This is a genomic window from Jezberella montanilacus (assembly GCF_003003055.1).
Lineage (GTDB): Bacteria > Pseudomonadota > Gammaproteobacteria > Burkholderiales > Burkholderiaceae_B > Zwartia > Zwartia montanilacus.
Genome location: NZ_PVTV01000012.1, coordinates 235,194 through 247,910, shown reverse-complemented (window position 1 = coordinate 247,910; position 12,717 = coordinate 235,194). Strand labels below are relative to the sequence as shown.

Below are 12,717 nucleotides of genomic sequence, written 5' to 3'. Positions count from 1 at the left end.
GTCAGCATTAGACGCGCCCGTAATTATCTTCAAAACGGACGATATCGTCTTCGCCCAGGTAACTGCCGCTTTGCACCTCGATCATCACCAGATCGACTTTGCCGGGATTTTCGAGGCGATGTTTGTGCCCAGCTGGGATGTAGGTCGACTCGTTGGTGGCAATGAGCAAATCCTGATCACCATTCACCACTTTTGCCATGCCATCAACGACGATCCAGTGCTCACTGCGGTGGTAATGCATTTGCAGCGATAACGAGGCACCCGGTTTGACTACGATGCGCTTCATTTTGAAGTTAGTGCCTTCTTCGAGCACGGTATAAGTGCCCCAGGGGCGGTGCACGGTGCGATGCAGCTTATACGCTTCGTGGTCAATTTTTTTCAGTTGCCCGACGATCTGCTTGACATCTTGAGAGTGATTTTTGTCTGCGACCAGCAGGGCATCAGGAGTATCGATGATGATCAGGTTTTCAATGCCGACGGCCGCGATGATGCGATCTTCGCCCTGGATGTAACAGTTTTTGACGTCGTGCATAAAGGCCTCAGCCTTCACGCTGTTGCCGTTTGCATCGGGTTTGATCAAATCACCGAGCGCGTTCCAAGAGCCGATATCGCTCCAGCCGATCGAGCACGAGACGACGGCTGCGTGATGGGTTTTCTCCATGAGCGCGTAATCGATTGAAATGCTTTCGGCTTTTGCAAACGTCGCGGCATCAAGTTCGATCTGATATTGGCCTGCGCCCTCAACACGGCGTGACACCTTCAGGCTTTCGTCAACCGCCTTCAATACCGCTGGCGCGTATTCACCCAGTTCGGTCATGGCGGTTTGAGCCGTCATGCAAAACATACCTGAGTTCCAGAGGTATTTACCGCTATCCACATAGGCTTGCGCGGTGGCCAGATCGGGCTTTTCGACAAAACGCAGCACGTCGTGACCGCTGGCTTCTATGTACCCATAGCCGGTCTCAGGCGCTTCAGGTTTAATCCCAAAGGTAGCTACCTTACCTCGCAAAGCCAGCTCGATCGCCGTGGCAACGGCCTCGCTAAAGGCGGTGAAATCAGCAATCAGGTGATCTGCCGTCAAAAACAACATCACGGCATCGGGACCATAGGTTTGATGAATGGTGAGTGCTGCGGCAGCAATTGCGGGCGCGGTGTTTCGGCCTTCTGACTCGAGAATAAAGCCCAGGGGCACAGGGATGGGGCCCGTCTCTCGGTACTCGTCTGCGGTTTTGAAGAATAAGTTTCGATTGGTCACCGTCAGGACTTCGACGGCACCCGGCAGCGCGATGGCTCGCAGAAATGACTTCTGCAACAAGCTCTGGCCGTCTGCCAGGCGAATAAAAGGCTTGGGGTGCAACTCTCTGGACACCGGCCATAGGCGAGTACCGGCACCGCCGGACAAAATTACTGGGATTAATTTCATGCTGTCTGTCGGTCTTCGATTGGCTACTGGTGGAGTTTGACCTTTTTTTGTACTTTTTAGTACATATCCGCAAGTATAATCGCCCTTTTGTTAGCGTATCGGGTTTAAGCGTGGCGAATTCAAGTCAAAAAACGATTGCAGTCGTAACCGGCATCACCGGACAAGATGGGGCCTACCTCACAGAATTGCTCTTAGGCAAGGGTTATACCGTTTACGGCACCTACCGCCGCACAAGTTCGGTGAATTTCTGGCGCCTTGAAGAGCTGGGTGTCGACAAGCACCCCGACTTGCACTTGGTTGAATACGATCTGACCGATTTGTCTTCAAGCATTCGCCTGCTGCAAACGACTGGCGCAACTGAGGTCTATAACCTCGCCGCTCAAAGCTTTGTCGGCGTGTCGTTTGATCAACCACTGGCGACAGCAGATATCACGGGCATTGGCCCGGTCAACTTGCTTGAAGCCATCCGCATCGTTAACCCCAAGATCAAGTTTTATCAAGCCAGCACCTCAGAGATGTTTGGTAAGGTGCAGGCCATCCCCCAGATTGAAAGCACCCCTTTTTACCCACGTAGCCCTTACGGTGTGGCCAAGCTCTATGCCCACTGGATGACGATCAATTACCGCGAGAGCTACGGGATTTTTGGCACCAGCGGTATTTTGTTTAATCATGAGTCGCCCCTGCGCGGTCGCGAGTTTGTGACCCGCAAGATCACCGATTCAGTCGCCAAGATCAAACTGGGCAAGCTCGACGTGCTTGAACTCGGCAACATGGATGCCAAGCGCGATTGGGGTTACGCCAAGGATTACGTTGAAGGCATGTGGCGCATGCTGCAAGCCGATGAGCCTGACACCTTCGTGCTCGCAACGAACCGCACTGAAACGGTTCGTGACTTTGTCACCATGGCCTTTAAAGCGGCTGATATCTCGCTTGACTGGAAGGGTAGCGGCGAGCAAGAACACGCTATCGATATACTGTCTGGCAAAACACTGGTTCGCATCAATCCCAAGTTTTACCGGCCAGCGGAGGTCGAGCTTTTGATTGGTAACCCTGAAAAAGCCATGGCTAAGCTAGGCTGGGCCCCTAAAACGACGCTTGAAGAACTTTGTCGCATGATGGTCGTGGCAGATCTTGGGCGCAACGAGCGCGGGTTCTCGTTTTAAGCAATCAAATGAGCTGGTGACTGGTGTGTTCAAGTATCGAGACAAGCATTGAAGCGAGTACTGATCACGGGTTTGCAGGGGTTCACTGGCCACTATATGGCCCGCGAACTCGAGCAACACGGCTACGAGGTCTGGGGACTCGGTGATGTCCCGTCGGATAACCCTCGCAGCGTAGTCGCCAATCTGTTGGATCTGCCTAGTCTGAAAGAGGCAGTCGCTAAAGCCCAACCAAACTATGTCGTGCACCTGGCAGGGATCGCTTTTGTTGGCCATGGCCAGCCCAAGGCTTTTTACGACGTCAACCTGGTTGGCAGCCGCAATCTGCTCGAAGCCCTGGCACCGGTTGCAGCGGGTTTAGCGTGTGTGTTGCTGGCAAGTAGTGCGAATGTTTACGGTAATTTGCAAGAAGGCTTACTTAGCGAAGCAAAACCTGTTGAGCCAGCGAATGATTACGCTGTCAGTAAATTGGCAATGGAATACATGGCCAAGCTTTGGATACCTAAAATCCCGGTTGTGATTGCACGCCCCTTTAACTACACGGGCGTCGGCCAATCAGACAGCTTTTTGATCCCAAAGATTGTCTCGCATTTTGTGCGCAAGCAAAGCACCATCGAACTCGGCAATATGGACGTTTGGCGCGAGTTCAATGACGTACGCGATGTTGTGCATGCTTATAGAACGCTGCTTGAGGCCAAGCCAGTCGGGCAAATCATCAATGTGTGCTCGAGCAACCTGGTGTCGCTGCGCGGGGCGTTGCAAATGGCGTCTGAACTAACAGGTCAAACGATTGAAGCACGTGTCAACCCAGAGTTTGTTCGCGCCAACGAGGTGCTCAAGCTCGGTGGCGATAACAGCTTGTTAAAACAATATGTCTCTGAGTGGGCACCACGCGGCTTGCACGAAACCCTTGCCTGGATGCTGCACTCTGCAGCATTAAAATCATGATCAAAGTTGGCTTTGGCGTCTCAGCGCTTGTCAAAGGAATGGCCGGTGGCGGTATCGACGGCATTGGCAACTACACCCTCGAAATGCTTCGACGCATGGAAGCAGTTTCCAATGGCACGGTTACCAGCAATGCTGAGCTCTACAGTGCGCCGATCAGATTGATGCCTTTCGCCTTTGGCGATGAAGTGCCCGCTAGCCTGACAGAAGTGCCTGGGATGACGCTGGGTCACTATTCGCTTAGCGCTTTATTCTCGGCCACGACTGGCCTCAGTTGTCCGGGCATAAGCGATTTTGCTAAGACAGTGGATCTGATCCACGCCACTGATCACTGGGTACCAAAATGTTCTCGCGTGCCTGTGGTGGCAACCTTGATGGATGCGATTCCCCTTTCTCATCCTCAATGGGTGAGCGGCAAGCTACGCGGCCTAAAAAATGCGCTATGGAAACGAGCCGCAAACTGGGCCGATTCGGTCATCACGATTTCTGAATACTCCAAGGTCGAGTTATCAACTTGGTGCGGTATCCCGCTTGAGACGATACGCGTGATCCCCCTGGGCGTGGACGAGCGTTGGTACAACGAGGTTTCTGAAACCCGCCTGACAAGCATCCGTGACAAGTACAAACTCCCGACTTCTTATTTTGTATCGGTAGGAACCTTGCAGCCTCGCAAAAATGTCGTTGCTGCGATTCAAGCCCATCGGGCGCTGCCCGCTGCCGAGCGGGCAAGTCATCCCCTTATTATCATTGGCCGCGCCGGTTGGAAGTGTGAAGACGTTTTAGCCTTGATTGCTCAAGAAGCGCCGTCAGGTCTAGTCCGTTGGTTAGAGCATGTGCCAGCAGACGATTTATTGCCTGTCATCAAGCCAGCACGCGGCTTGATTTTCCCATCGCTGGCCGAAGGCTTTGGTCTGCCTGTCATTGAAGCCTTTGCCGCCCAGGTTCCGGTCATCACATCCAACACCACTTCTCTACCTGAAGTCGCTGGTGATGCTGCGCTGATGATCGATCCACACGATGTTGAGGCCATCAGCCAAGCAATGACGAGATTGATTGCCGATGACGCGCTGGTGAGCGAATTAAAAGTAAAAGGACTGGCGCGCGCTAAAACTTTTACCTGGGATGCGTGTAGCAATCGAACCTTAGACGTTTACCGCGAAGTGTTGGGTCGGTAAAGTCGCTGATACAACGCCATATACTGCGCCGCCATTTGATCCGCCATAAAGTGGGTCTGATACCTCGCCAACGCACCCTCACCCCAGACCTTAACCTGCTCGCGCTCCCGCCAAAACCGATCCAGGGCTGAGCCGAAACCCTGCGCATCGTTTGGCCCCACCACCAACCCCGTCTCTTGATCTTGATTGACATAACTCGTGCCAGTACCGATCTCGCAGGTGATCATGGGTGTGCCCTGCTGGGCAGCTTCTGCCAGCACAATGCCAAACGCCTCAGATCGCAAGTGGGACGGAAACACAAACCCATATGCCGCCCGCATGATGCAACGCTTTTCCTCGTTGGTGACATCCTCAATGAAGTGCAGGTTTTTAAGGCCAAGCACCTGGGCCTGGGCTTTGAGGGCATCATGCTGATCCCCTTTGCCCACGATCACGGTTGGATAATCGCGGCCTTTTAAGGCCTCAAGCAGAATATGCAAGCCCTTGTAATACCGAAGCGCACCTAAAAACAGAAAAAATCGCTCGCCAAAACGATCACGCCATTTGGACACGGCAGGGTCTTGCAGTGAGCCCTGCTCAAAATGCTCAATCCCGTAGGTGATCAGCTGCGTCTTATCTTGCCACTGCTGCAACACGGGGCTACTTGCCATGATCCCCGGCGATGCGGCCACGATCTGTTGCATCTTGCCAAAATATTTATCCCGAAGGGGGGCATAAAGCTGATTAAGCCGGACCTGACTCACCACATCTGAGTGATAGCTGAGGATGGATGGTTTTTTAATCCCCGTCATCAGATATGACAGGTCAGCGAAGGGCCAGGGAAAGTGCATATGCATCACATCAGCCCAAGCAGCCTCTTTGCGAAAGTTCAGCAGAAAGCTTGCGGATAAACCGGTTGAAGCGACATACAGATCTTGGTGGTAACGACGGATCTCATAACCACTTGGGTCAATATCGATGCGGGTTTTGCCGGGTGTGAGCACTAACACACGGTTTTCAACCCCCCTCTGACTGGTATGGCTGGCTAAGGTGTGGGCCACCTGCTCGATACCGCCATAGGTATCAGGGAAGAAGGTTTTAAGTACGTGCAAGACTCGCATGTTTACTGGCGATTCTTCTTTTTTACCACCAACCATTTAGGCATGCGAAACAGCACCAACGTGCGATAAAGCACCACATAAGACACCGAGAACAACACAGTGCAGACGATCAACGGGGTTTGAAATTGCCAGAACAACACGGCGGGGATGACTGCCATCGATGACAACACCCAGAGATAGGGCGAGGTCATCGCATTGCGCTCGGTGATGAGATGCGCCTCGGATGAACCAACGGCCCATCTGACCAGACGCTTATAAACCAGCATATGCAAGTGCACCCCATCCGGCGCGCCGGGGGATGTCCCTCGCACGAATTTTTTTCGATAAATCGAAAACAAGGTCTCAAAGACAGGGTAAATACAGAGCAACAAGGGAAACCACGCCGAAACGTTCGGATGCCTGGCAAGCATGGTCACTGAAAGAGCGCCAATCATATAGCCGATGAAGTAGGCACCCCCATCACCCAGAAAAATTAAACCACGGGGATAGTTCCAGATCAGAAATCCGCCGAGCGCGCCGAGCATACCCACCGCAGCAACCAGAATCAGCCGGTCACCAAGATAAAACGCGACGTAACCGAGGCCCGCCAAAATCATCGCCGCTACAACCGTGGCCAGCCCGTTGTAACCGTCGATGATATTGATGGCGTTTGCCGCCCCCGCAATCGTAAAAATCGTGAACACAAATGAGACTGCGCTGATTTTGAGGATGTCATCCAGGCCATAGACGTTGACCCGCGTGACGGCTGACCCGAGCCACCAGTACACCAGCGCGCCACTAACCAAGGCGAGGCCCAGCCTGGCCAAGACACGCACATTTTTAAAAACGTCTTCGCCCAAGCCACCTAAAAACACAGGTAGCGCACTAACAAACAAAATCACCAGGTCTGGATAAATCTCAGGGTCGCGGAAGGCCGCCAACGCAAACACCGGGATCATCGCCGTGAAGATCGCTACCCCGCCCGTGCGCGGCACGGGACTGGCGTGATATTTTTGAACACTGGTGAGATCGTGATCGACCCCAGCCAGCCGCAGCCGGCGATGCCGTACCAAAAGCAATGACATCACCAGTGAAACGAGAAACGCGCCTAAAACGTAGGCCATGCGCAGCGAAATCCTTATTATGTTTGCGGGATTTTACTCTGAAGCCAAACAACCCGTTTGTTTAAACATCAATCGCCGCGACAGCACCAGAGCGCTTACGTAACTCGAATTTCTGGATCTTGCCGGTCGACGTCTTGGGCAAGTCACCGAACTCGAAGGCGCCAGGCACCTTGAACCCGGCGAGATGTTGCTTACAGTGCGCCACCAGCTCGGCCGCTTCGACTTGGGTGCCCGGTTTTAGCTCGATAAAGGCGCACGGTGTTTCTCCCCATTTGGGGTGGGGCTTCGCCACCACGGCCACCGCCATAATGGCTGGATGCTTGTAAAGCACGTCTTCAATCTCGATGCTCGAGATGTTTTCGCCACCAGAGATAATCACGTCCTTACTTCTGTCTTTGATCTTGATGTAACCATCGGGGAAGCGAACGCCCAGATCACCCGTGTGAAACCAGCCTCCCTCAAAGGCATCCTGAGTGGCTTGGGCGTTCTTTAGATAGCCTTTCATACAGATATTGCCGCGCACCACGATCTCGCCGATGGTTTCGCCGTCTCGTGGCACAGGCTCAAGCGTTAGGGGATCAAGCACGTCGGCACCAGCCTGCAAGTGATATCTGACCCCTTGTCGGGCGTTATAGACTGCGCGCTCAGCCGCTGGCAACTCATCCCAGGCCTCTTGCGGTGCGCACAGCGTGCACGGCCCATAAACCTCAGTCAAACCGTAAACATGTGTCAGTGAAATATTCAACGACGCCATACTCTCTATCAAGGTGGCAGACGGCGCTGCGCCGGCCACCATAGCCTTAACCGTTGCGACCGCTTTGCCAGGCCCCACGTTAGCCATGCCATATTGCTTGAGGGGCTCGGGGGCATTCACGAGCATGCTGTGAACAATCGGCGCCCCGCAATAATGAGTGACCGCATGGTCGCGAATCGCCTCGAAGACACCCTCTGGCGTGACTTTACGCAAGCAGACGTTGACACCGGCCCGCGCGGCAATTGTCCAGGGAAAGCACCAGCCGTTGCAGTGAAACATCGGCAAGGTCCACAAATACGTGCAATGCGCTGGTAAATCCCACTCAAGAATATTGCTCACGGCATTGAGATAAGCACCACGATGATGGTAGACCACCCCTTTGGGTTCGCCAGTGGTGCCCGAGGTGTAGTTGAGCGCGATCGCGTCCCATTCATCACCCTGAAAATCAAGCGGTTCAGCCGAGGCATCCTGAAGCAAAACATCATAGGTATTTTGACCAATCAGATCGCCAGCACCTTGGTATTGACTGTCATCCACATCGATCACGCTGGGTGAACAAGCCGGATTGACCCGCCGAGCTTCGATCAAGGCTGCCTGCATCACGGCCGAGAATTCTCTATCCACGATCACGACTTTAGACGCCGCGTGGTTGAGCATATAGGTCAAGCTGGCCGCATCTAAACGAGTGTTCAAGGTGTTGATGACTGCGCCGATCGCTGGCACACCAAAATGGCATTCAAGCATTTCAGGGATATTGGGCAGCATCACGGTCACCGTGTCGCCCTTGCCCACCCCCAGGCTTTTTAACGCATGAGCCAACTTCATCGCCCGCGCGTAGGTCTCAGCCCACGTCCGGTTGATGCTGCCATGGATCACGGCCGTGCGCTCAGGATGCACCTCAGCTGATCGCCTGATGAAGTCAACCGGGGATAAAGCCGCAAAATTGGCTGCGGTCTTGGGCAGATCTTGCTCGTACATATTCATGATGCTTGTCTCTTATTGTTGGTCAGGTCGGCACAGACAATTAGTATCTTACGTCGAGTGCTATGCTTTTGCTTATGCGAACCGAATCGCCTTCCTCCTCTCGCTCGCCTGACTCACCTTATCAGCGCAATCAACTGTTGTTGGCAATGGCCGGCATCTGTGCGGCAGTCGTGGTAGCGGCCTTTGATTCGACCATCGTCAGTACGTCAATGCCTCAAGTCGCCCAGGCACTCGATGGGATGGACAGCTATGCGTGGGTAGGGACGGGATATTTCTTGGCTTGCGCAATCACGATTCTGATTTTTGGCAGGATCGGCGATTTGTATGGCCGCAAGCATTTGATGCTGATCTCGTTGGCCATTGTCGGCCTGGGCTCTATCCTGAGCGGCGTTTCGCAGAGCATGGCGCAATTGATTGGTTTCAGGATTTTTCAGGGGCTGGGCGGCGGCATGATGATTGCCACCACTTTCACCGCGCCTGCAGATATCTTCCCCGACCACAAAGAGCGGGTTCGCTGGATGGCACTGGTGTCGGTGGCCTTTGCTGTCTCAAGCGGGCTAGGCCCCGTTTTGGGGGGCATGCTGACCCAGGCGCTGAGCTGGCGAGCAGCTTTCTTTTTGACCCCGGCCGCCGCGGGGGTCGCCATTTATATGATCTGGACGCATTTCCCTAAAGTGACGCCTCCGCGTAAGGCGGATAATCATCGCTTTGACTGGTTAGGCGCCGCCGTCCTGACGGTTGCGGTTGGGGCGCCACTGGCAGGTTTAGAACTAGCCATCGCCCCCTCGAAATCCAACCATCTGCTGCTTGCCTTGAGTTTAATGTTGGCGGGCGGTCTGTCGGCCTGGGCACTGATCCCCATCGAGCGTCGCGCCGTCACGCCCATCTTTCCTTTGAGGATTTTGCGCACGGCAAAAGCCCGTTGGCTGAATCTTGCAGCCTTTTTAATCGGGGCTGTCATGTATGTGCTTATTTTCTATATCCCCCTCTTACTGCAAGATCAGTTTGGCTTCAGCCCAACCAAGGCGGGCTTATTGATGACCCCACTCGTGGCAGGCATCCCGATTGGCAGCATTTGTAATGGCTATTTTTTTAGACGGATTTCTCATCCTCAGCGGCTAATGGTTTTGGGCGCAGCCCTGTTGAGCCTGGGTTGTGTCTCAACGGTCACCTTCACGGCTCAAAGCTCAGATACCTGGATTCTGCTCACCCTGGCGCTCTGCGGTGTTGGCTTGGGCTTTTTGCTGCAAAATTTCACGCTCTTCATGCAAATGCTAGCCGAACGGGCTGATGTTGGCGTTGCCTCAGGCCTTGTTCAAACCACCAGAGCAGTCGGCAGCGCAGCCGGCACCGCAACGGTGGGGATTTTGATTGCGCGCATTTCTGTCGGCACGGGGGTCAAGGTTGGTTTGATCATTTGCGTGCTTGTTTGCGTCTTTGTGGCATGGGTAAGCCTGCGAATCCGGATTCAACACGAGGACAATCCCTAGGATGCGTTGCAGCCAGCCGTCTTAACCTGGGCTGCTCGTATATCATGACGCCATATGCGAATTTCAATACAGCAAATTAACTCCGTGCTGGGTAGCGCGCTGCTTACAGCCATACCTGTTTTGCTTCTGACAGAAATCGGCCATGCAAGCAATGCTTGGTATGCGCTGGTGTTGTCGTCTCTCGTGATGTGGTTCACCAGAGAAGGGGGCGTAAAAGCCACCTTGACTGGGCTTAGACCTTATCGGGCCTTAGCCAGCGCGCTAGCCTACTGCCTGTTGCCAACCCTGCTATTTATGAGCTTGCATCGAACAGGGGCTGGGGCAGAGCTTGAGCGCGCGACGCGTTTGTTGTGTGGCTCTCTGTTTGTCTTGGGCGCTGTGCTCAGCATGAAACCTCAGTGGCTGCGTCAAGCATCGTGGGGCTTCGTCTTTGCCGGGCTGGCAAGTTCAGCCTATGTGTTCTGGCCAGCTGAGCGCGAGCTTGGGCGACCATTAACGCCAGAATTCAACTCAGTGTCGTACGGCAATTTAATGCTGCTGATCGCAGTCCTGCTGATGTATTCGACTCGCTGGACGCTCACCCCCTGGTCGCGCACAGAAAAAACCATCAAGTGGGTCACTGTCGGCATCACCTTCGTCGCGTTTGTGTTCACTGAAACCCGAACCGGCTGGCTGGCCCTGCCTGTTTTCGGTGTGATCTGGATTTACCTGAATGGCTGGGTGAAACGCCTCGCAACCATGTTGTATGTCACCATCGGCTTGATTGCGGTCTGCACGATTTTAATTTTGTGCATACCCAAGATGCATCAACGCATCACAGAGGGTGTCAACGAAGTCAGTGAATGCCTCACGACCAATTCAACCGCTTTTACCTCGACTTGCATTCGGGTGCAGTTGTGGCGCTCGTCAATGGACATGTTTGTTGAGAACCCGATCCTTGGTTTGGGACTGCGCAAGAATTTTCAGCCTGAACTACAACTGCGGGTCAGCAAAGGTCTCGTATCCCAACGAGTCGCTAACGGTTGGGCCGAACCTCATAGCGACATGATGATGGTCTTGGCCACGCAAGGTGTGTTGGGTGGCTTAGGTTTGTTATTAGTGTACTTTGCACCCGCGTTTTTATTTGCACGCCGGCTCTCGCTTGGGCGTGACAACAATGCCAGAGTTGCGGCGGCGATGGGCCTGGCGATTTGTCTCGGCTTTGCGGTGTTTGGTTTAACCGAGCTGATGTTCCGCGGCATGCGAACCGTCGGTTTTTACGCTGTGATGATTGGTTGGTTGATGGCCTTGTCAGACCCAGAGTTTAACGCCGAGGATTTGCGAGCCAAAGTGTAAAAGAGTGCAACAGTTGGGCGCGCTCTATTGAAAACCATTTCATAAAAGTTCACACTATATTCATCGTGACCTCACGTCTCGATTAATTGATATGGGGTGGTAATGGCAGCATTTAACTCTCTTGCTTATTCAAACGAACTGGTCAGCGCTGGCGTCAGTCGTGCACAGGCTGACGTTCACGCTAACGTGCTTCACCGTGTTTACGATGACAATCATCAGCAATACGCAACAACCAATGACTTCAATGATCTTAAAGTGCAATTGCAAATCATCGAAGTCGCTGTCAGAAAACTAACAACAAGTATCAATAGTCTGGTGATCTCTCAAAAATTCATCATCTGGATTTGTGGCACCTTGGCAGCTCTGTGCGTCGGCACGATGGGCATTGGCATCCCAGTGGTCTTTCATTCCATCAAATAGACCCGCACACGGCACTTAAAACTCACGGCAACTCAAGCTCTGCAATGATGGGGGCATGATCCGACAATTGGGTCCACGGCCTGCCCTTCAATACTTTGGCGCTTTTAACGGCAAAACCTCGTTGATAAATACGATCTAAAGGCAGCAAGGGGAAAGCCGCAGGAAACGTCCTCGGCGATGGCTTTAATTTCGCTAGTTCAGACGATAGCTCAGGCATCTTCAGCGCACTTTTAAGTTGACGGGAAGATTGAGCAAAGACTTCAGATACGCCAAGTGCCTCGACAAACAGCGGCGCCAATTCGTCCTTCCAGTCATTGAAATCACCGGCAATCAGCAGGGGCTCTTGCTTCGGTACAAGACGATCGATACGCTCACAAAGCAGCTCTATCTGCCGGATCCGACTCGCAGCAAATAAGCCCAGATGAACGACAACGCAATGAACCCGCGCGCCTTTGATATCAAGAATGCCATGCAGCAAGCCGCGTTGTTCAAGCCCGTGATCGGATATGTCCTGATTCTCGAACTCAATGATCGGATACTTGGCTAATAGAGCATTGCCGTGATGGGTTTGAACACGAACTGCGTTGGGCTCGTAGGCCACTTGCATCTGCAAAGCCGCAGCGAGGGACTCATGCTGGGCATGCAGGTTTGAGTTTTTTTCGTTACGCCCCTGCACTTCTTGCAAGAACATGATGTCGGGATTAAGCGTATGCAAATTCACACGCAACGCTGCAAGCGAATCTCGACCAGAGACCGACTTGCCCTTGTGGATGTTGTAGCTAACGATACGAAGCACGGTCATTGCTTACCCCTCTCTGACCGTGCTTC

Annotated in this window: 11 protein-coding genes; 6 read left to right on the top strand and 5 right to left on the bottom strand. The window is 53.4% G+C overall.

Annotated elements, in window-relative coordinates:
- Positions 1–7: 7 nt before the first annotated feature.
- A complete protein-coding gene (locus tag BCM14_RS07030) occupies positions 8–1,423 on the bottom strand; it encodes a mannose-1-phosphate guanylyltransferase/mannose-6-phosphate isomerase (RefSeq protein ID WP_106227288.1) in 1,416 nt (471 codons plus the stop codon).
- Between the two features lie 110 nt (positions 1,424–1,533).
- Here BCM14_RS07030 and gmd point away from each other — a divergent pair, with 110 nt between their 5' ends.
- From gmd to BCM14_RS07015, 3 genes are read left to right on the top strand one after another with little or no spacing between them, the layout of a single operon-like run.
- Entirely contained in the window at positions 1,534–2,586 is a 1,053-nt protein-coding gene (gene gmd / locus BCM14_RS07025) for a GDP-mannose 4,6-dehydratase (RefSeq protein ID WP_106227417.1), read from the top strand.
- A gap of 48 nt (positions 2,587–2,634) precedes the next feature.
- The gene (locus BCM14_RS07020; protein WP_259673471.1) at positions 2,635–3,531 is read left to right on the top strand and encodes an NAD-dependent epimerase/dehydratase family protein; all 897 of its coding nucleotides are present in this window, start codon (positions 2,635–2,637) and stop codon (positions 3,529–3,531) included.
- The gene (locus tag BCM14_RS07015) at positions 3,528–4,703 is read left to right on the top strand and encodes a glycosyltransferase family 4 protein (RefSeq protein ID WP_106227286.1); all 1,176 of its coding nucleotides are present in this window, start codon (positions 3,528–3,530) and stop codon (positions 4,701–4,703) included. The genes BCM14_RS07020 and BCM14_RS07015 overlap by 4 nt, the downstream gene beginning before the upstream one ends.
- Here the strand turns inward: BCM14_RS07015 and BCM14_RS07010 are convergent.
- From BCM14_RS07010 to BCM14_RS07000, 3 genes are all read right to left on the bottom strand, one after another.
- The gene (locus BCM14_RS07010; protein ID WP_259673470.1) at positions 4,679–5,839 is read right to left on the bottom strand and encodes a glycosyltransferase; all 1,161 of its coding nucleotides are present in this window, start codon (positions 5,837–5,839) and stop codon (positions 4,679–4,681) included. The genes BCM14_RS07015 and BCM14_RS07010 overlap by 25 nt on opposite strands.
- On the bottom strand, positions 5,806–6,906 hold the full coding sequence (locus BCM14_RS07005) for an MraY family glycosyltransferase (protein WP_106227285.1): 1,101 nt from the start codon (positions 6,904–6,906) through the stop codon (positions 5,806–5,808). The genes BCM14_RS07010 and BCM14_RS07005 overlap by 34 nt, the downstream gene beginning before the upstream one ends.
- Before the next feature lie 61 nt (positions 6,907–6,967).
- Complete coding sequence (locus BCM14_RS07000) at positions 6,968–8,644, bottom strand: acyl-CoA synthetase (protein WP_375318472.1); 1,677 nt, start codon at positions 8,642–8,644, stop codon at positions 6,968–6,970.
- Between the two features lie 74 nt (positions 8,645–8,718).
- On the opposite strand from BCM14_RS07000, the gene BCM14_RS06995 reads away from it, so the two are divergent.
- From BCM14_RS06995 to BCM14_RS06985, 3 genes are all read left to right on the top strand, one after another.
- The gene (locus BCM14_RS06995) at positions 8,719–10,134 is read left to right on the top strand and encodes an MFS transporter (protein ID WP_106227415.1); all 1,416 of its coding nucleotides are present in this window, start codon (positions 8,719–8,721) and stop codon (positions 10,132–10,134) included.
- Positions 10,135–10,188: 54 nt separating this feature from the next.
- A complete protein-coding gene (locus tag BCM14_RS06990; protein ID WP_106227283.1) occupies positions 10,189–11,469 on the top strand; it encodes an O-antigen ligase family protein in 1,281 nt (426 codons plus the stop codon).
- A gap of 102 nt (positions 11,470–11,571) precedes the next feature.
- Positions 11,572–11,889, top strand: coding sequence for a hypothetical protein (locus tag BCM14_RS06985; RefSeq protein ID WP_106227282.1), 318 nt, complete (start codon positions 11,572–11,574; stop codon positions 11,887–11,889).
- A gap of 22 nt (positions 11,890–11,911) precedes the next feature.
- Here BCM14_RS06985 and BCM14_RS06980 read toward each other — a convergent pair whose 3' ends face one another.
- Positions 11,912–12,691, bottom strand: coding sequence for an endonuclease/exonuclease/phosphatase family protein (locus BCM14_RS06980; RefSeq protein WP_106227281.1), 780 nt, complete (start codon positions 12,689–12,691; stop codon positions 11,912–11,914).
- Positions 12,692–12,717: the final 26 nt, after the last annotated feature.